At 72.3% G+C, this 20396-nt stretch carries 19 protein-coding genes; 10 read left to right on the forward strand and 9 right to left on the reverse strand.

The genetic code is table 11. From position 1 onward, the window contains the following. Positions 1-8 precede the first annotated feature (8 nt). Positions 9-1175, reverse strand: a complete 1167-nt coding sequence (locus AFR_RS31030; protein ID WP_023560771.1) for an alanine racemase — start codon at positions 1173-1175, stop codon at positions 9-11. Between the two features lie 89 nt (positions 1176-1264). On the opposite strand from AFR_RS31030, the gene AFR_RS31035 reads away from it, so the two are divergent. From AFR_RS31035 to AFR_RS31045, 3 genes are read left to right on the forward strand one after another with little or no spacing between them, the layout of a single operon-like run. Then, a complete protein-coding gene (locus tag AFR_RS31035; protein WP_023560772.1) occupies positions 1265-2572 on the forward strand; it encodes a helix-turn-helix domain-containing protein in 1308 nt (435 codons plus the stop codon). Further along, on the forward strand, positions 2569-3798 hold the full coding sequence (locus tag AFR_RS31040) for an amidohydrolase family protein (protein ID WP_023560773.1): 1230 nt from the start codon (positions 2569-2571) through the stop codon (positions 3796-3798). The genes AFR_RS31035 and AFR_RS31040 overlap by 4 nt, the downstream gene beginning before the upstream one ends. Next, the gene (locus AFR_RS31045) at positions 3798-4175 is read left to right on the forward strand and encodes a RidA family protein (protein WP_023560774.1); all 378 of its coding nucleotides are present in this window, start codon (positions 3798-3800) and stop codon (positions 4173-4175) included. Before AFR_RS31040 ends, AFR_RS31045 begins: the two co-directional genes overlap by 1 nt. On the opposite strand, the gene AFR_RS31050 is transcribed toward AFR_RS31045, so the two are convergent. Continuing rightward, positions 4163-4912: an alpha/beta hydrolase gene (locus AFR_RS31050; RefSeq protein ID WP_023560775.1), complete on the reverse strand. Its 750-nt coding sequence runs from the start codon at positions 4910-4912 to the stop codon at positions 4163-4165. The two genes, AFR_RS31045 and AFR_RS31050, sit on opposite strands and share 13 nt — an antisense overlap. Before the next feature lie 149 nt (positions 4913-5061). On the opposite strand from AFR_RS31050, the gene AFR_RS31055 reads away from it, so the two are divergent. The 6 genes from AFR_RS31055 (at position 5062) to AFR_RS31080 (ending at position 9689) form a co-directional block, all read left to right on the forward strand. Continuing rightward, the gene (locus AFR_RS31055; protein WP_023560776.1) at positions 5062-5364 is read left to right on the forward strand and encodes an urease subunit gamma; all 303 of its coding nucleotides are present in this window, start codon (positions 5062-5064) and stop codon (positions 5362-5364) included. Beyond that, positions 5361-5765: an urease subunit beta gene (locus AFR_RS31060; RefSeq protein WP_023560777.1), complete on the forward strand. Its 405-nt coding sequence runs from the start codon at positions 5361-5363 to the stop codon at positions 5763-5765. The genes AFR_RS31055 and AFR_RS31060 overlap by 4 nt, the downstream gene beginning before the upstream one ends. Further along, positions 5762-7480 carry an urease subunit alpha gene (locus AFR_RS31065; RefSeq protein WP_023560778.1) on the forward strand — a complete coding sequence of 573 codons (1719 nt, stop codon included), beginning with the start codon at positions 5762-5764 and terminating at the stop codon, positions 7478-7480. The genes AFR_RS31060 and AFR_RS31065 overlap by 4 nt, the downstream gene beginning before the upstream one ends. Before the next feature lie 67 nt (positions 7481-7547). After that, positions 7548-8192: an urease accessory protein UreF gene (locus AFR_RS31070; RefSeq protein ID WP_041841270.1), complete on the forward strand. Its 645-nt coding sequence runs from the start codon at positions 7548-7550 to the stop codon at positions 8190-8192. After that, positions 8182-8889, forward strand: a complete 708-nt coding sequence (ureG, locus tag AFR_RS31075; protein ID WP_023560780.1) for an urease accessory protein UreG — start codon at positions 8182-8184, stop codon at positions 8887-8889. The genes AFR_RS31070 and ureG overlap by 11 nt, the downstream gene beginning before the upstream one ends. After that, positions 8889-9689, forward strand: a complete 801-nt coding sequence (locus tag AFR_RS31080) for an urease accessory protein UreD (protein ID WP_023560781.1) — start codon at positions 8889-8891, stop codon at positions 9687-9689. The genes ureG and AFR_RS31080 overlap by 1 nt, the downstream gene beginning before the upstream one ends. Here the strand turns inward: AFR_RS31080 and AFR_RS31085 are convergent. The 7 genes from AFR_RS31085 to AFR_RS31115 form a co-directional block, all read right to left on the reverse strand. Then, entirely contained in the window at positions 9659-10561 is a 903-nt protein-coding gene (locus AFR_RS31085; RefSeq protein WP_023560782.1) for a sigma-70 family RNA polymerase sigma factor, read from the reverse strand. The two genes, AFR_RS31080 and AFR_RS31085, sit on opposite strands and share 31 nt — an antisense overlap. A gap of 158 nt (positions 10562-10719) precedes the next feature. After that, positions 10720-10977, reverse strand: coding sequence for a hypothetical protein (locus AFR_RS31090; protein WP_023560783.1), 258 nt, complete (start codon positions 10975-10977; stop codon positions 10720-10722). A gap of 301 nt (positions 10978-11278) precedes the next feature. Further along, positions 11279-13537 carry a serine/threonine-protein kinase gene (locus AFR_RS48635; RefSeq protein ID WP_023560784.1) on the reverse strand — a complete coding sequence of 753 codons (2259 nt, stop codon included), beginning with the start codon at positions 13535-13537 and terminating at the stop codon, positions 11279-11281. A gap of 551 nt (positions 13538-14088) precedes the next feature. Then, entirely contained in the window at positions 14089-16830 is a 2742-nt protein-coding gene (gene cphA / locus AFR_RS31100) for a cyanophycin synthetase (protein WP_023560785.1), read from the reverse strand. Next, positions 16827-17660: a cyanophycinase gene (locus tag AFR_RS31105; RefSeq protein WP_023560786.1), complete on the reverse strand. Its 834-nt coding sequence runs from the start codon at positions 17658-17660 to the stop codon at positions 16827-16829. Before AFR_RS31105 ends, cphA begins: the two co-directional genes overlap by 4 nt. A 43-nt stretch (positions 17661-17703) precedes the next feature. Continuing rightward, positions 17704-19290, reverse strand: coding sequence for an MFS transporter (locus AFR_RS31110; protein WP_023560787.1), 1587 nt, complete (start codon positions 19288-19290; stop codon positions 17704-17706). Between the two features lie 51 nt (positions 19291-19341). Then, positions 19342-19827, reverse strand: coding sequence for a winged helix-turn-helix transcriptional regulator (locus tag AFR_RS31115; protein WP_023560788.1), 486 nt, complete (start codon positions 19825-19827; stop codon positions 19342-19344). A 56-nt stretch (positions 19828-19883) separates the two neighbouring features. Here AFR_RS31115 and AFR_RS31120 point away from each other — a divergent pair, with 56 nt between their 5' ends. Beyond that, positions 19884-20396, forward strand: coding sequence for a PaaI family thioesterase (locus AFR_RS31120; protein ID WP_023560789.1), 513 nt, complete (start codon positions 19884-19886; stop codon positions 20394-20396).

The following is a 20396-nucleotide window of genomic DNA, read 5'->3' on the forward strand; positions in this document are numbered from 1 at the left end:
ATATGTGCTCAGAAGTAGGTGTGGAGGACGTCGACAACCACGTCGTCATCGTCCGCAACCGGGATGAAGCGCCACTTGTCGAAGGCCGTACAGGGGTGGGACAGGCCGAATCGCACCAGGTCACCGACCGCGGGAGCGCCACCGGACAGGTAGGTGTGGTGGTCGTTGAGCTTGGTCACCGTGAACCCCTCGGCGACCGGAAGTCCCTCGTCGAAAGGCGCATCCCGCTTGCCCATCCCGACGATCGCCAGCCCGGGCTCCGGTGTGGACAGCACCTGCGCCCACATCTCCAGCGCCGACGCCAGACCACCCTCGCCCGGCTCGCGGTTGAACGGCGTCCGCTCCCGGTAGAACCCGTCGTCGTGCGTGACCGAGGCACCGCTGCGCAGCACCGCCCGGACCTGGTGCCCGTCGAGCCACTGCCCCTCGATCGCCTTGATCACCCGGTCGAACCACGCGCTGCCCCCGGCCGAGACCAGCACCTCCGCGGGCAGCAGATCGGCCATCGCCCGGGCCGACGCGACCAGCGTGGCCAGGAACTCGTCGACCGCGGCGGCGTCCGGCAGCGCACCCTCGTAGCCCGTCACCCCGACCAGCGAGACGCCCGGCGCAGCGGCGGCCGCGCGGGCCACGGTCAAGACCTCCTCGACGGTACGCGCACCCGTGCGCCCACCCGCGTGACCGAGCTCGACCAGCACCGGCAGCCCACCCGCGGCCGCCACCGCCTCGACACCCGCAACCGAGTCGACCTGCAGGAACACCTCCCAGCCGCGGGCGGACTCGGCCGCCAGCCAGCGCAGCGCCGTCGCATCGAGCACCTCGTTGGCGATCAGCACCCGCGGCACACCCAGCCGGCGCAGCACCAGCGCCTGACTCGCGGTCGCCACGGTCATCGCCCAGGCACCGGCCGCGAGCTGGGCGTCCAGCAGCGTCGGCGCCATCGTCGTCTTGGCGTGCGGGGCGAACGAGAAGCCGTGCCGGTCCGCGTACGCGGCCATCGTCGCGATGTTGGCGCGCACCGCCGAGTCACGGACCACCAGCAGCGGCCACGTGAAGGACCCGTCGAAGAGCGTGTGCCCGGCGGCGGCAAAATCGCGGGTCGTCACCTCACCCGAGGGCAGCCAGAAGCCCTTCGCCCGCCAGTCGATGAGCTCGTCCGGGATGTCGAGAGTCATGTCGGTCTCCTCAGGCTTGACCCGCGGGGGCGCTTTCGCGCACGCTACTACGGACCAATTCCGAACCCCTAGTCGAACGAAGGTGACGGGTGCCCGCGGCGACCGTGATCGGCCTGGTGCTGCACGCGAGCCACCGCCCGCGCTTCGAGGAAGCGGCCCGCACCCTCACCGGTGTCACGTTCGCCTGGGCCGTCTACGAGCACGAGGGCCAGATCCGCGACCGGGTGGCGGGGTTGCTGAGCGAGCCACTGGACGGGTTGCTGCTCGGGCTGGTGCCGTACGCGAAGTCCCGGGATCTGCTCCCGCAGGACCTGCCGGTCGCCGTGACCCGCTCGGCCGCCCTCGACCTCGCGCTGGCCTGGTCCCGGGCCCGCGGCAACGGCTGGCCGGCCACACCGGTCAGCATCGACACGTTCGCCCAGGAGACCGTCGACGAGGTGGCGGCGGCCCTCGACCTCGACCGGTCCGCGATCGCCTGCCTGCCGTTCGAGCCCGGCCAGCCCCTCACCGACGTTGTCGCCTTCCACCGCGAGCAGCTCGCCCGCACCCGCGCCGCGTACGTGATCAGCGTCCGCACCGGTGTCGCGGCCGCCCTCGACGGCAGCGTGGCGGTGCTCAACGCCCTCGCCACACCCGGCACGATCCGGGCCGACCTGCACGAGCTCGCCCTGCGCATCCGCACCGAACGCGCCGACGGCCTGCGCTTCGCCGCCGGTGTTTTCCTCATCGCCGAACCCGAGCGCAGCGCCGACCTCGACCGCTCGCGGGTCGCCCTGCTGCACCTGCTGCTCAACACCCCCGAGTTCGCGGACGCCTGGATCGACAACCGCGGGCGGCGCGGTGTGGTCGTCTTCGCGCACGCCGCCCTCTTCGAGGCGGTCACCCACCGCTGGGTCGGGCTGCCCGTGCTGGCCGAGGCCCGCGACACCCTCGGCATCCGTGCGGTGGCCGGCTTCGGCCTGGGCGACTCGGCGCGGCTCTGCGTGACCCTGGCCGAACGCGCCGCCGCCCGCGCCGAGCAGGACGCCGATCCGGGCGCCTACCTGCTCTCCGGCAACGGCACGATGATCGGCCCCATGGGCGCCTCCGGTGTGCCGCTGACCTACACGTACAGGGAACACGGCGGGATCGAGACGCTGGCCGGGCGGGTCGGGCTCAGCCCGGCCACACTGTCGCGGCTCGCGGCGATCGAACGCACCCTGGCCGGCCGCCCGGTCTCCCCCAGCGACCTTGCCCGGTCCCTCGGCATCACCGACCCGAGCGGGCGGCGGCTGATCCGCAAACTCAGCGAGTCGCGGCTGGCCGTCGGCGAAGGCAGTTCCCAGGTGCACCGCAAGGGACGGCCGACCCGCCTCTACCGGCTGGCCATCACCGCGGCCCTCGAAGGTGTGTCGTGACCTACGACCTGGTGCTGACCGGCGGCGAGGTCTTCGGGACCGGCCCCGCCGACCTCGCGGTCCGGGACGGGCGGATCGCGGCGATCGGCCCGGATCTCGCCGGCGACGCCCACACGGTCACCGACGTGACCGGCCTGCTGATCACGCCCGGGCTGGTCGACCTGCACACGCACGTCGGACCCGGCTACTGGGGCCTCGACCCGGACCCGATCGCCTGGTATTCCGGCGTCACGACCTGGGTCGACGCGGGGTCCGCGGGGGCGTACACGCTCGACGGGCTGCGGCGGGTGGCCGCCACGGCGGACGTGCGGGTGCCGGTGCTGCTCAACATCTCGGCCGTGGGGCTGGCCGGGCGTACCGGTGAGAGCCGCGACCTGGCCAACTGCGACGTCGCTCTGGCCATCGACACCGTTCAGGCCCACCGCGAGCTGATCCGGGGCCTCAAGATCCGCATCGACCACGACACCGTCGGCGAGAACGGCGTCGAACCCCTGCGCCGCGGCCTGGCGGTCGGCGCGGCCTGCGACGTCCCGGTCATGGTCCACATCGGTACGACCCCGCCCGCGCTCGACGAGGTGCTCGACCTCCTGCGGCCGGGCGACATCGTCACGCACTGTGCCAGCGGCATCGCGGCACCCCTGGGCCCGGCCGTGCACGCCGCCCGCGACCGCGGTGTGCTGCTCGACATCGGTCACGGCTCGGGCGCGTTCGCCTTCGACGTGCTCGAACGGCAGCTCGCCGACGGGCTGGGACCCGACACCATCTCCACCGACCTGCACGCCCGCTCGGTCTACGGACCGGTCTTCGACCTGCCGACCACGATGACCAAGCTGCTGGCCGCCGGACTGCCGCTGACCGAGGTCATCACCCGGGCCACGGCGGCACCGGCCCGGGCCCTCGGCCTGAACGCCGGCACCCTCGACCCAGGTGCCCCCGCCGACCTCGCGGTCTTCCGTGTCGAGGAAGGCGCGTTCGAGGTCGTCGACGCTCACCGAGCGGTACGCCACGCGCCGCTGCGCCTGATCAACCAGGCCACCTACGTCGCCGGCCGCCGCCTCACCCCCCGGCTGCCCGCACCGGCACCGCCGTGGATCCCGCTCACCGATGCCCAGCGCGAGGCCCTCGGCCGCCGCGAACGCGACATCCGTGCCCTGCTCACCGCGCCGCTCGTCGGCGCGGACGGACTGGCCGAACAGTTCCCCAGACCCGACCCGAGGAGTTCCTGATGCCCAAGCGCGCCATCATCACCGACCAGGCCGCACCCGCCGGTGGCCCGTACTCGCACGCCGTCGTCGCCGGCGACACGATCTACCTGGCCGGGGCCGTTCCCGCGCTGCCGGACGGCACCCGCGTCACGGGCACCTTCGCCGAGCAGGCCCACGCGGCGTTCCGCAACCTCGCCGCGGTGGCCGAGGCCGCGGGCAGCAGCCTCGACCAGGCCGTCCGGGTCGGCGTCTACCTGCGGGACTTCGCCGACTTCAAGGAACTGAACGAGATCTACCCGCAGTACATCAAGGGCGAGCACCTGCCGGTCCGCACCACGCTGCCGGTCCCGCTGGTCGGCTTCGACATCGAGATCGACGCCGTCCTCTACACCGGCTGACCGAGCCTCTCGCCGACCCACCCGATCGCGCGCCGCACCGCGGCGCGCGATTCCTCGGTGTGGTCGAGCATGTCGAAGCTGTGGTGACCGTTCGGCACGTCCACGATCTCCATCGGTACGCCCGCCGCCGCGACGAACTCCTCGAGCGGCACGGCCAGCCGGGGATCCTCCAGCCCGGCCCGGGTCAGCAGGATCGGCGGCAACTCCACGCCCTCGCCCAGGACGTCCTTGACGGGCCCGAACCGCGGGTCGGTGCTCCCATCGGCCCGCGGCACGACCAGCGGATAGGTCAAGGCCACGCCGCGCAGCCACTCCGGGGCCGCCCGCAGCCACTCGGCGCTCAGCAGCCCGCCGCCGGAGAAGAACCAGAGCACCACGCGGGCGGGATCGGCGCGCTTGTCCGCGCGTACCGTCTCGACCGCCTCGGCGACGTCCGCCGCGGCGGTGACGTAATCGAAGAGAACGCCGTCGTCCTGGGGCACGGCGTACAGGCGGTGATCGACGACGGACGCGAGGATCCCCTGCTCGGCCAGCGCGGCGGCGTAACCCTGGAAGACCGGCCAGTCCCGCGGCGTGGGGCGCAGCTCCGGCGGCAGCGGTCCACCGTGGACCAGCAGGACCACCGGGAACGGCCCGTCCCCGTCGGGCACGTAGGTGTCGACCTGCCCGGTCCGTTCCGGCTCGCGGGCCGGTGGCGACAGCACGAACGGGCGCAGAAAGGTGGGTTCCTCAGCCATACCAGCAAGCTACCGGCCCGGCACCGGTGTGGCCGCCCCGATTTGTGGCGTCCGCCGTGGTCTGATCAGGTCGATCAAGCGCACCACCGCGGGTAACACGTCGGAAACGTCGAGCTGCAAGCATCGCTTGGCGATCAGGGGAGGTCCGGTTGTTCCTCAGCCAGCACGAGCAGGAACGCCTGCTCATTCATGTCGCGGCGGATGTCGCCCGGCGCCGGCGGGAGCGCGGGCTGCGCCTCAACCATCCCGAGGCGACCGCGATCATCACCGCGTTCCTGCTCGAGGGTGCCCGCGACGGCCGCACGGTCGCCGACCTAATGGACGCCGGACGCCGCGTCCTCACCCGCGACGACGTCATGGACGGTGTGCCCGAGATGCTCGTCGAGGTGCAGGTCGAGGCCACGTTCCCGGACGGCACCAAGCTCGTCACCGTCCACGGGCCGATCTCATGATCCCCGGGGAGATCCTCGCCGGCGACGGCGACATCACGATCAACGCCGGGCGGCCCGTGCTCGCGCTGACCGTCCGCAACACCGGCGACCGGCCCGTCCAGGTCGGCTCCCACTACCACTTCGCCGAGTCCAACACGGCCCTCGACTTCGACCGGGAGGCCGCCTGGGGACACCGGCTGGCCGTCCCCGCCGGCACCTCCGTGCGCTTCGAGCCGGGCCTGCCGCGCGACATCGAGCTCATCCCGTTCACCGGCCACCGCATCGTCCCCGGCCTGCGCGGACTCGCCGGCGGCCCGCTGGACCAGCCACCGCCCGCCACCGAGGTGGACGACATCGAGCCCGCCGGATCCCTGGACGAGAACACCGGGGAAGACCAGCCGTCGAACGGGAGCCCCCGGTGACCACACTCGACCGCGGCCGGTACGCCGCCCTCTACGGACCCACCGCCGGTGACCGCATCCGGCTCGCCGACACCAACCTGCTGATCGAGATCGAGGAGGACCGCAGCGCCGGGCCGCAGCCCGGCGACGAGGTCGTCTTCGGCGGCGGCAAGGTGATCCGCGAGTCCATGGGCCAGTCCCGCGCCACCCGCGCCGAGGGCAGCCCCGACACGGTGATCACCGGCGCGGTCGTCCTCGACCACTGGGGCATCGTCAAGGCCGACATCGGCATCCGCGACGGCCGCATCGTGGCCCTGGGCAAGGCCGGCAACCCCGACACCATGGACGGCGTGCACCCCGACCTGGTCATCGGTCCCGGCACCGAGATCATCGCCGGCAACGGCAAGATCCTCACCGCGGGCGCGATCGACAGCCACGTGCACCTGATCAGCCCGACGATTCTCGACACCGCGCTGGCCAGCGGCATCACCACGATCATCGGCGGTGGCACCGGTCCGGCCGAGGGCACCAAGGCCACCACGGTCACCCCGAACGCCTGGCACCTCGCCCGCATGCTCGAGGCGATGGACCACTGGCCGATCAACGTGCTGCTGCTCGGCAAGGGCAACACGATGTCCGAGGACGCCATGTGGGAGATGCTGCGCGGCGGCGCCGGCGGCTTCAAACTCCACGAGGACTGGGGCACGACACCGGCGGTCATCGACGCGGCGCTGCGGGTCGCCGACGCGTCCGGCGTCCAGGTCGCCATCCACACCGACACCCTCAACGAGGCCGGCTTCGTCGAGGAGACCCTGCGGGCCATCGCGGGACGATCGATCCACGCCTATCACACCGAGGGCGCGGGCGGCGGCCACGCACCGGACATCATCACGGTCGCCTCGCACGCCAACGTCCTGCCGTCGTCGACCAACCCGACCCGGCCGTACACCCGCAACACCCTCAGCGAGCACCTCGACATGCTGATGGTCTGCCACCACCTGAACTCCGCCGTACCGGAGGACCTGGCCTTCGCCGAGAGCCGCATCCGGCCCTCGACCATGGCCGCCGAGGACTTCCTCCACGACCTCGGCGCGATCTCGATGATCGGCTCCGACTCCCAGGCCATGGGCCGCGTCGGCGAGGTCGTCATGCGCACCTGGCAGACGGCCCACGTGATGAAAGCCCGCCGCGGCAGCCTCCCGGGCGACAACGCGGCCGACAACGAACGCGCCAAACGCTACGTCGCGAAATACACGATCTGCCCGGCCGTGGCCCACGGCATGGCCGAACAGGTCGGCTCGGTCGAACCCGGCAAACTGGCCGACCTGGTCCTCTGGGACCCGGCCTTCTTCGGCGTCCGCCCGGCCCTGGTCATCAAGGGCGGCATGATCGCCTCCGCCCAGATGGGCGACGCCAACGCCTCCATCCCCACCCCGCAACCCATGCTCCCCCGCCCGATGTTCGGCGCGTACGGCGTGGTCCCGGCGGTCACGTCCCTCGCCTTCGTGGCCCCGGCCGCGATCGACGCCCTGCTCGGCGACCGCATCGGCGTGAAACGCGCGCTGGTACCGGTGGGCGACACCCGCTCGGTCGGCAAGGCGGACCTCCCCCGCAACGACGCCCTCCCCCGCATCGAGGTCGACGCGGACACCTTCACGGTCCGCATCGACGGCGAGGTCATCGAACCGGACCCGGTCACCGAACTCCCGATGGCCCAGCGCTACTTCCTCTTCTGATGCCCACCACCCGCACCCCACCGACGCTCGGCCCGGCCGGCGCAACCCGCACCCGGCGGGCGGCAGCATGAGCTTGGCGATGTTGCTGGTGCTGGCGGACGGGCGGTTGCCGTCCGGGGGGCACGCGCATTCCGGGGGGCTCGAGGCAGCCATCGCCAGTGGGCGGGTGCGCGATGTTGCCCAGGTGGGTGAGTTCCTGCGGGGGCGGCTCGCGACGTCCGGGCTGGTGGCGGCGGCCTTCGCGGCGAGCGCGTGTGCGCGTACCGGACGCTGGCTCGATCTTGATGGTGGGCTGGATGCCCGGACGCCGTCGCCGGCGCTGCGGAAGGCTTCGCGGGCGCAGGGGCGGGCATTGATGCGGGCCGGGCGGGCGATGTGGGCCGTGCCCGACATCGGGCGCGAGCCGCACCACCCGGTAGCGCTCGGGGTGCTGGCCCACGCGGCCGGCCTCGGGCCACTGGAAGCTGCGGTGGCCGCCGCGCACGGAACCGTGACCGGGCCGGCGAGTGCGGCCGTCCGGCTGCTGGGGCTGGACCCCTACGCCGTGCATGCCGTGATCGCGGGGCTGGCTCCCGACATCGACCGGGTCGCGGCGGACGCCGCGGCCCGGGTGCACGACCCGGTCGACGATCTGCCGGCCGCGGGTGCTCCACTGCTCGACATCGGCGCCGAGCTCCACGCCACCTGGGAGGTGCGTCTCTTTGCATCCTGACCTTCACGACCACGGTCCTGACGAGGTTCCCCACACCCACCCCGAACCGGGTGTCGACCCCCACGCGCCGCTGGTGAACGGGCCGCGCGCGCTGCGGATCGGCATCGGGGGGCCGGTCGGCTCCGGCAAGACCGCGCTGGTCGCGGCGCTGTGCCGGGCGCTCGGTGAGGAGTTGCGGCTGGCCGTCGTCACCAACGACATCTACACGACCGAGGACGCCGACTTCCTGCTACGCAACGGTGTGCTGCCGGCCGACCGGATCCGCGCGGTCGAGACCGGCTGCTGCCCGCACACGGCGATCCGCGACGACATCTCCGCCAACCTGGACGCGGTCGAGGACCTGGAGGCGACCCTCGGGCCGCTGGACCTGGTGCTGGTCGAGAGCGGCGGGGACAACCTGACCGCGACATTCAGCAAGGGCCTGATCGACCAGCAGATCTTCGTGGTCGACGTGGCCGGTGGTGACAAGGTGCCCCGCAAGGGCGGCCCGGGTGTGACCACCGCGGACCTTTTGGTCATCAACAAGACCGACCTGGCTCCTCTGGTCGGCGCCGATCTCTCGGTGATGGACCGCGACGCGACAGCCCGGCGCGGCGACCTGCCGACGGTCTTCCTGTCCCTGGTTCAGGACCGCGCGGCCACACCGGTCGCCGACTGGATCCGAGCCCTGGTCGCCGCCCGGATCCCCGCGGCCTGATGCGGGCCGAGGCTCGGATCGTCGCCGAGGCGGACGGGCGGGGTGGCACCCGGCTGGCCGTGCTGCGCGGTGAGTCGCCGTTGCTGCTCCGGCGCACCGGGCCACGCGCCGCCGGTCCGGTCACCGTGCACCTCGTCGGCGGCGCCGCGGGACCTCTGCGCGGCGACGACCTGCGTCTCGACATCGAGGTCGGTCCGGGCGCACGGCTCGAGGTGCGCAGTGTGGCCGCGCAGCTCGCGCTCCCCGGCCGGCCCGGCGCTCCACCGTCGCGGCTGGAGATCCGGGCGTCGGTCGCGGCCGAGGCGACGCTGCGCTGGTTGCCGGAGCCACTGATCGCCGCGGCCGGGTGCCATCATCTGGCGGTCACGCGGGTCGAGGTCGCGGACGGCGGCTCTCTGCTCTGGCGGGACGATCTGGTCTGCGGCCGTCACAACGAGGAGTCCGGTGACGTGCGCGCCGACGTCACCGTCCGATATTCCGGCAGCACCCTCTACCGCCACGAGCTGGCCGTGGGACCCCAGGCCCCGGGCTGGCAGGGCGCGGCGGTGCTCGGTGGTGGCCGGGCGGCCGGCTCGGTTGTCCTCGCCGGTCCCGGCCGGCCCGATCCGCGCCTGCTCGCCGGTGAAGCCGTGCTGATGCCGCTGGCCGGGCCCGGTCTGCTGGCGAGCGCGGTCGGCGACGACATCCGCCGGGTCCGCGCGGCCCTCGACCCGCTCTGCGTGCTGCCGGGGGCTCCGCAGTCAGGAACCGCGGAGCCCTTTCGCCGTGGTCAGGCGGCGACCGCGATCGGTACGCCGTGACTGTCCGTCAGGGCCAGCCGGGTCCGCAGGTTGCCCTGCTCCGCGACCCGGGCGAAGTACTCGGTACGCCGGCGCTGCAGGCACCCCTTGCGGGTACGCGGACCGCCGGCGGCCACCGTCAGCAGTTCCGGGGCGAGTGAGCTGTTCAGCCCTTCCCGGAGCAGGCGCAGAGCCTCGGTGCGCAGCTGGGAGATCCGCGACTCGGTCACGCCGAGTTCCGCGGCCACGTCGCTGAGCGGCTGTTCCTGCAGGAACGACTGGGTGACGACCAGGCGCAGCCGTTCGGGCAGGGCCTGGATCGCCTGGTGCAGGTAGCCGAGGCGTTCGCGTTTGAGCAGCAGGTCCTCGGGGCCTTCGGACAGTTCCGGGACCATCTCCTCGGCCGCACCCGTCGGGAAACCCTGGAGGCTGAGCAGTGCCGCCTTCTGGACGTCGTCCTCGACGGAGGCCAACTCGGCGACCCCGATGCCCAGCATCTCGGCCACCTCGGCCTCGGACGGGGTACGCCCGAGCGCCGCGGTGAGCTCCTGCCGTGCTGTCGCCGTACGCCGCGCCCGGGCCCGGACGGACCGGCTGGCCCAGTCCTGTCCGCGCAACTCGTCCAGCAGCGCGCCGCGGATGCGTACGGCCGCGAAGCGGTGGAACGGGATGCCCCGGCTCACGTCGAAGGAGCGGGCGGCACCGAGGAGTGCGGCAAATCCCGCGGACGACAAGTCGTCGGCGTGGACATGGCCGGGTACGCGGTTGAGCAACTCCCGGACCAGGTGGCCAACCATCGGCATGTGTTCGCGGACGAGGTCCTCGAGGTCGCGCGCGGACGGCGCGTCATGGGTGATGCCGATGGTGGCGGGGAGTTCGGTCGTGACGGTCACGTGTTCCTCCTCGCTCGTACTAGCCGGCTGGTGGACCGGCTGATGAGGAGAACACTTACGGCCGTCGGGTGCAGTGGTGGCCGAACTCGGTTGTTTTTATGGTGTTTTTTGCGAAAAATACTCAGCTCTCCGGAGGCGCCCCCGCGCTCCCTCGAGCCTCAGCTGGCGTAGTGCGGCCGACGCGGCGCGGTCATCACGCTGCCGAGCTCCCGGCGCACCCAGCCCATGCGGCGCACGGCCGCCTCCGGGTGGTCGCCGAACTCCTCGGCCACTCCGGCCGCGCAGCCGTCACTGCCGTGACGCAGCAGCATGGCGGTGACGGTCTGCTCGACCATCTCCCGGCTGGGGCACTCGGACGGCTGCAGGTGCGAGACGAACAAGGCCTCCGCTGCCAGGTCCTGAACGGTGCTGATCATGTCGAACTCCCCGATGTGCGACTACTTGCTCAGGTTCCAGCTAACGCTCATGTCGGTGCGGACCGGAACCGCTCAGGTTGCAGACCGGTATCAGTCATCTTCCCCGTGGGCGTCAACCCGGGCCGCAGGCTCGCCGAGACGGTTTGCACCGATTTAGGCGCTGGATCCCCGATGGAAGTCGCCGCGGGGTGCCCGGGGCCCGGACATCGAGGGCGACACGTCCTCAATCCGACTCTAATACGCAGCGAGAGCGGCCGACCGGCACTCCGGTCGACCGCCCTCCAACGCTGCTGCCCTCGGCTCAGCCGAACGGCGGCGGACCGGGCGGCACAGGGATCTGATCGGACGGCTCGGTGTACGTCTGCTCCGGAGCCGTCGTCGGCGGCGACGTGGGCGGCTCGGTGGTGGGCTGCGTGGTCGGAGGCGTGGTCGGCGGATCCGGCGGTCCCGGGACCACAGCTCCGTCGCCACCGGTGTTGTCGTCATCGTCGTCGCCGGTGCCGGTCGGACCGGGCGTCGCCGCCGTGGTGGGCGCGGTCGTCGGCACGACGACACCCCCGGCGGGATTCGACGAGGTGACGGGGACCGGGACAGCAACACCACTCGGGTTGATCGAGATGCCCGGGATCGGTGTGTCCTTGGTCGGGACCGGACCGAGCCGGACCGTGCCGTTGGTCAGGTGCTCGACCGGCCGGGACGGCTCGCCCGGCGCCGGCGACACGAACGTCTGGCAGGTCGTGCCACCCAGCTCGAACAGCATCGGCGCAGCGTTGCTGGACACGTAGCGACCCGAGAACTGCAGCGTCTGGGTCTGCTGCGGGCTCAGCACCGTCTTGGACGAGACGGTGACACCCTGGCCCTGCTGGTCGAGCTTGAGCTTGCCGTTGCCGGAGACGACCTGGTCACCGGGCATCACGAACCAGAGCTTCCAGTCCTTGATCGCCTTGGTGTCACGGTTGGCGATCGTGACGGCGGCCTTGAACCGGTTGTTGGAGTCGGACCAGACGGCGTAACTGACCACACACTTGTTGGAGCCGGTCAGCGTGGTCGGCTCGACACCCTTGGCCGCGTCGTTCTTCGGGCCGGCGCCGTTGGCGAAGACCGCGGTCATGGCGACCACGGCGAGCACCACACCGGCACCACCGACGAAGAAGATCCGGCGACGCTGCGTCGAACCGGGTCCGCGACCCGGTCCCGGAGCACCGCGACCGGCGCCGGGCGGGCCCGGACGCTTCGGCGGCGCACCCGCGCCACCGGCCTGCGCCGGTGCCCGGTCGGGACCGTCGGCGCCGAAGGCCGGGCGCAGAGACGGATTGTGGGACGGGGGCGGTCCGATCGGACCGCTCGGCGCCACGTCGGCCGCAGCCGGCGAACTGGCCACCGGCGGCACCGGAGGGACCGGGCCGAAGCGGCTGTTGCGGTTGCCACCACGCTGCGGAGGAGCGGAGACGGGACCGACAGCGGCCTCGACCTCGGCCACCGAGACCTGCGGCACCGCGGCACCCGCGGGGGCCGGCGAGACCGGTGCGTCCCGGCCGGCAGCGGCCGCGGGCACCGCCGCGACACCGCGTCCGGGAGCCGGGGCGTTCTGCGGGACCCGGGCCTGACCGGGACGGACCCGGCCCATGGTGTCGGTGTGGTCGTCGTGCGCCGACGGGAGGATCGTGGTGTCCTCGCCGCTGTCGGCCCAGTCGGGCACGAAGGCGCGCGCCGAGGGAACACCGGCCGAGACCGTGCCGAGCACGTGCGCCAGCTCGGCGCTGGACGGGCGGTCCGAGGGCCGCTTCTCCAGGCACCGGGCGATCAGCGCGGAGACCGCGCTGGGCAGACCCTCGACGGGCGGCAGCGGCTCGGGCTCCGTGTACTGATGGGCACGCAGCAGGGCCGTCGTGGTGCCGACGTCCCAGGGCAGCTGGCCGATCAGCGTGCGGTAGATCAGCAGACCCACGGCGTACACGTCGGTGGCCGGGCTGACCTGGCCGCCCTCGAGCCGCTCGGGCGCGAGGTAGGCCGGGGTGCCGAGCAGGCTGCCGTCGGGGTCGATGTCGTTCTCGCCGATGAGGGCCGAGATGCCGAAGTCGACGACCTTGGCGCCCGCGGGCGTGAGCATGACGTTGGCCGGCGTGACGTCGCGGTGCACGATGCCCCGGGAGTGCGCGGCGGCCAGTGCCGCCGAGACCTCGGAGCAGATGCGGACCGCGGCGGGCCACGGGAGCCGGCGAACACGAGCAAGAACAGCGGCGAGCGACTCGCCGTCGACAAGTTCCATGACGACGTACGGCACGGGCTCACCGTCGACGGTGGTCGCCTCGCCGTAGTCGTAGACATTGGTGATGTGCGGGTGACTCAGGCGTGCAGCGGCCTGGGCCTCCGCGCGGAGCCGGCGCCGGAACGAGGGATCGGTGCTCGTCGAGGGCGGCAGGACCTTCACTGCCACCTGCCGGCCGAGAACCTCATCGAACCCTCGCCACACCACTGACATCCCGCCGGCACCGAGCCGCTCGACCAGTCGATAGCGACCGGCAAGCAAACTCGAACCGGGCAGGTCCGTCGTGCTCATGTGCCCCCACATGCGCGATCGGAAGAAACATCGGAACAGCACCGCCATGCGTTCAGATGTCGGGGCGGTGATCGGTCCGCCGTCGGACCGAGCTTTCCCCATCGACGGCACGGATGTTAGCGGACGATCGGCCACTGTCTCGACTCCTCGCCGAGGGCGGTGACCTGCGCGTCGTCACTGTCCGTTTCGCGTCATGCGCCAGGGGTGTACATCACCCGGTTTGGACAAAATGCCTGGTCAGCGCTGTATAGATGATCATGCGAAGCAGGCCCGGCCGGGTATGACCGATTGGTCGGTACTTGCTGGTATCCCTCGAATGTGGCGCCTCCACACCGGAATCTGCACGTGCAGTCGCCCTTGCATCACGCACAGAGACAGTGATCCTTTTGCGAGTTACTTTCATCTGTACCGTGCGTGATGCTTGCAGCAGTGCAATGACCTGGGGACCCCCGCCCGATCGGATGATTTCCCGACGCCGATCATGCTTTGTTGCCGCCTTCCGCGAACATTCCTGTCGAAATCACCCAGGAGAGCGAAGATCGGCGGTGAGTTCAGGACGGGACGGTGGTCTGCGCGGCGGGATGGAGGCCCAGACTGCGAGCCGGCCGCGCGGGCAGCCGCTCGGCGTGCACGACGGTCGAGTCCGCCGGCACAGCGCCCAGCTCCTCGAGACAGGCGAGCATCGGGCCGACCTTCTCGTAGAGGACCAGAACCACATCGCCGGAGACGGCCAGCCGCAGCGCTTCGCCGACCGCCGCGCGATAGCCCGAAGCCCGGACCGCGGTCAGCGTCGGCCGTCGCATCCGCATCTCCCGCTCGACCAGGGCCGGCACCTCCCCCGGCGCACGGCCGCGCGGATCCTCGTCCTCGTAGAGCACCGCCCGGGTCACCCCGTCGGCGAGCACCTGGGCCGAGGCGGCCAGCAGATCGTCGCGGCGGTCACCGGGCAGGGTCACCGCGGCGACGCAGCGATGCGGCCCGAAGAGGCGGTGCAGCGTCCGCAGCACGGTCGCGATCGCCGCCGGGTTGTGGGCGTAGTCGACGAAGAGCGTCACGTCACCCAGCCGCAGCAGGGTCGCCCGGCCGGGGTTGTGGACCCGCGGCGTGAACTCGGTCAGGCGGGAGACCACCAGATCCTGCGAGGCTCCGAGCGCCCGGGCCGCCGCCAGGGCCGCCAGGGCGTTGACGGCCGCGTACGGCGCTGCGCCCCCGAAGGAGCCCGGCACCTCCTCGACCCTGAGCAGCGGTGTCCGCCGGGCACCGGTCGCCTGGACCAGCCAGCCGTCGTGCATCAGGTAGGCCACACCACCACGGCCGAGGTGCTGGGCCACGACAGGCTGGGCGGGGTCGGTGCCGAACCAGACCAGGCGTTTGCGGTCGGCACGGACGCGGGGACGGTCCACCAGGCTGCGTACCCAGGGATCGTCGGCGTTGAGGACGAGCGTGCCGCCGTCCCGGACCCGCTCGGCCACCAGGGCCTTGACGTGGGCGAGATCCTCGATCGAGTCGAGGCCGTCCTGGCCGAGGTGGTCGGCGGTGATGTTGGTGATGACGCCGACGTCCGTCCAGTCGTAGCCGAGACCGCGCCGCAGCGTGCCGCCACGCGCGGTCTCCAGGACCGCCGCCTGCACCCCCGGGTCGCCCAGCACCATCTGCGCCGAGCGGGGACCGGTCGCGTCGCCGCGGTGCACGGTGCGGCCGTCGATGCTGACACCCTCGGTCGTGGTCAGGCCGATCCGCAGACCGGTCCCACCCAGCAGGCACGCCGTCAGCCGCGCCACCGTCGTCTTGCCGTTGGTGCCGGTGATCGCCACGGTGGGGATCCGGCCGTCGGAGCCCGCGGGGAACATCGCGCGGACGATGGCGTCGCCGACGTCGCGGGACCGCCCGTGGACGGGGGCCAGGTGCATGCGCAGACCGGGTACGGCGTTGACCTCGATGACACCCGTGAGGATCAGGCCGGGTTCCCCGGACGGCGGGACCGGCGCGGCAATGTCCTCGAGGCGCAGGTCGATGCCGACGATGTCGAGCCCGACGAGCGCCGCGACGCGCAGGCACAGGCGGGCGACGTCGGGGTGCACCAGGTCGGTCACGTCGGTGCCGGTGCCGCCGGTGGACAGGTTGGCGTTGTCGCGCAGCCAGACCTGCCGGCCCGCGGCGGGAACGCTGTCCGGGGTGAGGTTCTGCCGGTCGAGCACCAGGTGCGCGTGGTCGTCGAGGCTGATCCGGGTCAGCACCCGGGCGTGGCCGTCGCCGCGGCGCGGGTCGGCGTTGGTCCGCGCCACGAGGCCGGCGACGGTGTTCTGTCCGTCACCGATGACGTGTGCCGCCACGCGTTCGGCGGCGGCGACCACCTCGCCGGCCACGATCAGGACGCGGTAGTCGCGGCCGTCGAGCTGGCGTTCGACCACCACGTCACCGCCGGCGGCCGTGAACGCGTCGGAGACCTCTTTGGGCGTACACAGGTTGAGGGTGACGTGCTCGCCCTGCCGGCCCTGGCGGGGTTTGACGACGACCGGGGCGCCGAGGGTGGTGAGCAGCCGGACCGCTTCCTGCGCGGTGCGGGCGGCGCCGCCGGGTGCGACCGGCACGCCCGCGTCCTCGAGGAGGCGGCGGGTGACCTGTTTGTCGGCGGCGATGTCGACACCGACGCCGCTGGTGCGGTCGGTCATCGCGGCCCAGGCGAGGCGGCGGCGGCTGCCCCAGCCGAGACGCAGCAGGCTCAGGTCGGCGTAACGCTCGACCGGGATGCCGCGGCGGCGGGCCGCGACGATGATCGAGCGGGTGCTCGGGCCGGTGGCCTCCCGTTCGGCCAGGGCGGCCAGGGTGGCGAGGTGGTGTCCGAGGTCGGCGGCGCGGACCGGCTCGCCGGCGGCGATCGAGGTGACCAGGGCAGCCGCGGTTCCGAGCAACTCCCCGGGCAGCGTCGAGTCGGGTGATTCGTCGGCCGGGCACTCGACGATCAGGTCGTAGAGGCCGGGTTCACCGGCCGAGACCGTACGCCCGAAGCTCACGTCCCGCCCGATCCGCTGGGACAGCTCGATGCTGACGTGCTCGGTCACGTGCCCGAAGTAGGTGCCGCCGCGCATCCGGCTGACAAACCCGCCGGGCGCACCGGCCGCGCAGTGGTGGTCGGCGAGGCCGGGCAGCGCGCGCAGCAGGCGCTCGGTGAATCCCTCGATGTCGCTGGTCTCGCGGCCGGTGAGGTCGTCGAGGCGCAGCCGGGCCACCACGGCCGGGCGGGAGAGGTGGACGTTGGGTCCGCGCAGCCGGCGGATGCTGAGGATCTTCATGCGGCCAGTTCCCGTTCCCCGGCGGTCCCGTCGACGATCGAGGGGCGGCGTCCGGACAGTTCGAACCTGCACCCGGCAGGAAGCACGTGGATGCGCGCGCCGGTGAGCGTGACCGGCCCGTCGGCGGGCACCCGGATCTCGGCGGATGCGCCCGCGTCGACGACGGTGACCGCGCCGGTGCCGAGCACCTCGAAGGTGTCGCCGTCCGCGAGGATCGCGGTGTCCTCGTCGATGCCCAGGCCCAGCTCGTGCGGGTAGAGCGCAACGGCGCTGAGCAGCCGGTTGAGCCGGCCGCGTTCGGCGAAGTGCATGTCGATGAGGACACCGGGGAGGAACTCCAGGCCGGGTCCGGTGCGGACGGCCGCGCGGCTGACGCCGGGCTCGTCACCGCCGAGGATCATCGTGCCGGACATCATCGCGGCGCCGGCGCTGGTGCCGCCGAGGACGATCGCACCAGCGTGGACCAGGGTCTGCAGGGCCGAGTCGGTCCGCGTGCCGCCGAGGATCGTGGTGATCCGCAGCTGGTCGCCGCCGGTGAAGAAGACGCCGGTGGCGGTCTCGAGCGCGTCGATCACCGCCGGGTCGTTGGCCTGGGCGCGGGTCTCGAGGCGCAGCGCCCGCACGCGACCGGCGCCGAGACGGGTGAACAGCGCGGCGTACTCCGCCTCCAGGACGGCGGGTTCGGCGCTGGCGGTCGCGACGACCACGAGCTCGGCGTCCCGCCCACCGGCCAGGTCGACGAACCGGCGCAGGATCTCGGTGCCACCGGGGCCGTACCGTTCGGCACCCCCGATGACCAGCAGTCGGGAGCGGCGGGACTGCTCGGCCATGCTCACACACCGAGGCTAAACGGAACAAAGACGAAACATCGGGCTAATCCGGGGAGTCGGCGGGCAACAGATGCGATACCGACGGCGGGCCACCGGCCAGCGCCTGCGCCTTCTCCTCCTCCCGCTCGTCGCTCCCGGTCAGCCGGCCCTCGTGCTGGCGCAGGTGCTCGGCCCAGGTGGGCACCTGATAGACCTCGACGAACTCCTCGGCCTGCTCACCGTCGCGGAACAGCCCCCAGCGGGTGGCGCCGGTCCGCTGCCGCGACCGGCGTACCGCCTGCATGGCCGCGACGAACGCCGCCCTGTTCTCCGCCGGGACCCGCCAGGTCGCGGTGACCAGCACGGGACCCTCGTCCAGGTGCGGCTCGAGCATGAGATGCGGCTCGGCCCACCAGGTGGCCGGGCTCCGGTCCCCGTCCTGCGAGTGCAGCGGCAGCCAGGCCACGGTCGCCGTCCCGGCGAGCATCAGTACGGCCGCAGCCACGTACGCCGTCCGCAGGTCGAAGGCCTCGGTGACCTGCCCCCACAGCAGCGCCCCGGCGGCCTGTCCCCCGGCGAAGACGACCTGGTAGATCGCGAAGCCGCGGGCGCGTACCCAGTTGGGCAGGAAGAGCTGCAGGCTGGCGTTCATGCGGGACACCTGGATCATCCAGGCGAGCCCGGTCAGCACGAGCACCGGCACGACGACAAAGACATTCGCGACCAGGGCGACGACAAAGAGCGCCAGGCCGTAGACGACTCCCGAGACGACCAGCAGCGTGTTCGGCGCGACGCGTTCGCGGACCTTCGGCATCAGCAGGGCGCCCAGCACCGCACCCACCCCGAGGGCGGCGAGCAGGACGCCGTACCCGCTGGAGCCCAGGTTCAGCTCCTGCTCGGCGACCAGCGGCAGCAGACCCCAGATCACGCTGCCGGGCAGCACGAAGAGCAGCACACGCAGCAGGATCCGGCGCACGACGGGTGAGTAGCGCACGTACCGGCCGCCGGCCCGCAGCGCCGGGCCGAACCGCTCGGCGTGCCCGGTCCCGCTCTCCGGCGGCCGCCGCCAGCGCAGCAGCGCGACCGCGAAGATCACGAACGACAGCGCGTTGAGCCCGAACACCGCGGCGACACCGACGTGCGCGACGAGCAGTCCGGCCACGGCGGGCCCGGCCGAGCGGGCCAGGTTGGTGTTGACCGCACCGAGGGCCGAGGCCGACGCGAGCTCGTCGCGCGGCACGACCTCGGGAATGACCGCCTGCCAGGTCGGCAGCGTGAGCGCCTGGCCGACCCCGAGCAGGAACGTAAAAGTCAGGAGCAGCGCCGGCGGCATCAGATCCAGCACGGTCAGCGCGGTCAGGCTCCCGGCCACCACGAACAGCCCCACCTGTACGCCCAGCAGCAGCCGCCTGCGGTCGAAGGTATCGGCGAGCGTCCCCGACGGCAGGGCCAGCAGCAGGACCGGCAGCATCGTCGCGGTCTGCACGAGGCTGACGTAGGTCGCCGCGTCGGGCTCGCCCACCAGCTGCCACTGGGCGCCGACCGTCTGCATCCACGTGCCGACGTTGCTGGCGAGCACACCGATCCAGAGCCCGCGGAAAACCTTGTCCCGCAGGGGCGCCCACGCGCTCGTCTTCTCCTCGACCACCACGGCGCGGCAGCCTATCGGCCCTGGCGGAGGCCCTGACCGGTAAGGCGAACCTCAGCGGCGGCGCGCTCCGGGACCGACCCGCGGCACGACCTGGCGGTAGTCGGCGACGTGGTGCCCGTCCGCGCAGTGCAGCTCGGTGTGGATCTCGGCGCCGCAGTCGCGGTGGGCCATCTCCAGCGGCGGCCCTTCGGGGTCGGCGAGGTACCGGTCGCCCCACTCCTTCACCGCGGTCAGCACCGGGTAGAGGTCGAGCCCCTTGGCGGTCAGCCGGTATTCGTGGCGGATCCGGGCGCCCGGCTCCTGGTAGGGCTCGCGGCGCAGCAGCCCGTGCTCGACCAGCGAGGAGAGACGGTTGGTCAGCACCTGGCGCGGGATGCCGGTGTGCTCCCGCATGTCGGCGAAGCGCCGGACGCCGTTGAAGATCTCGCGCAGGACCAGCACGGTCCACTTCTCCCCCAGCACCGCCATCGCCCGCCCGATCGTGCAGGTCTCGATGGACCAGTCGAGGGCCGGTGGACGCGAGATCGTGGGATTCATGACACCGAGGCTAGGTCTGTTTGACAGACGCAGCAAGCCCGTGCGAATCTGCGTCCATGACGCAGACCCAGGACCAGACCCGCACCCGGACGTTCTCCTGGACCAGCCCGGCCGAGCTCGCGGCCCTGCTGGCGAGCAAGGGTGGTCTGGAGCTGATGCAGGGCATGGCCGCCGGTGAGCTGCCGCCCCCGCCGATCATGAGCCTCATCGACCTCGCCGGCATGGAGGTCGAGGAGGGCAGCGTCACGTTCTTCCTGGAGCCGCAGGAGTTCCACTACAACCCGCTCGGCACGATGCACGGCGGGGTCATCTCCACGCTGCTCGACAGTGCCGCGGCCTGCTCCCTGCACTCGACACTTCCCGTGGGTGTCGGCTACACCTCGCTCGACCTCAACGTGAAGTTCCTGCGGGCCGTCACCCTGAAGTCCGGACGGCTGGCCTGCAAGGGAAGCGTGCTGCAGAAGGGCCGCCGGACCGCGCTGACCGAGGCGCGCCTGACCGACTCGGCCGGGCGCCTCGTCGCCCATGCCACGTCCAGCTGCATGATCTTCGAGGCGCCCGCCGCCTGA

It is taken from the genome of Amorphoplanes friuliensis DSM 7358, from assembly GCF_000494755.1.
GTDB lineage: Bacteria > Actinomycetota > Actinomycetes > Mycobacteriales > Micromonosporaceae > Actinoplanes > Actinoplanes friuliensis.

Bases quoted from the DNA above. Each gene is read 5' to 3' on its own strand.
- AFR_RS31030 (WP_023560771.1), bottom strand. From the start codon at position 1,175: ATGACTCTCGACATCCCGGACGAGCTCATCGACTGGCGGGCGAAGGGC.
- AFR_RS31045 (WP_023560774.1), top strand. From the start codon at position 3,798: ATGCCCAAGCGCGCCATCATCACCGACCAGGCCGCACCCGCCGGTGGC.
- AFR_RS31050 (WP_023560775.1), bottom strand. From the start codon at position 4,912: ATGGCTGAGGAACCCACCTTTCTGCGCCCGTTCGTGCTGTCGCCACCG.
- AFR_RS31060 (WP_023560777.1), top strand. From the start codon at position 5,361: ATGATCCCCGGGGAGATCCTCGCCGGCGACGGCGACATCACGATCAAC.
- AFR_RS31070 (WP_041841270.1), top strand. From the start codon at position 7,548: ATGAGCTTGGCGATGTTGCTGGTGCTGGCGGACGGGCGGTTGCCGTCC.
- AFR_RS31080 (WP_023560781.1), top strand. From the start codon at position 8,889: ATGCGGGCCGAGGCTCGGATCGTCGCCGAGGCGGACGGGCGGGGTGGC.
- AFR_RS31090 (WP_023560783.1), bottom strand. From the start codon at position 10,977: ATGATCAGCACCGTTCAGGACCTGGCAGCGGAGGCCTTGTTCGTCTCG.
- AFR_RS48635 (WP_023560784.1), bottom strand. From the start codon at position 13,537: ATGAGCACGACGGACCTGCCCGGTTCGAGTTTGCTTGCCGGTCGCTAT.
- cphA (WP_023560785.1), bottom strand. From the start codon at position 16,830: ATGAAGATCCTCAGCATCCGCCGGCTGCGCGGACCCAACGTCCACCTC.
- AFR_RS31105 (WP_023560786.1), bottom strand. From the start codon at position 17,660: ATGGCCGAGCAGTCCCGCCGCTCCCGACTGCTGGTCATCGGGGGTGCC.
- AFR_RS31115 (WP_023560788.1), bottom strand. From the start codon at position 19,827: ATGAATCCCACGATCTCGCGTCCACCGGCCCTCGACTGGTCCATCGAG.
- AFR_RS31120 (WP_023560789.1), top strand. From the start codon at position 19,884: ATGACGCAGACCCAGGACCAGACCCGCACCCGGACGTTCTCCTGGACC.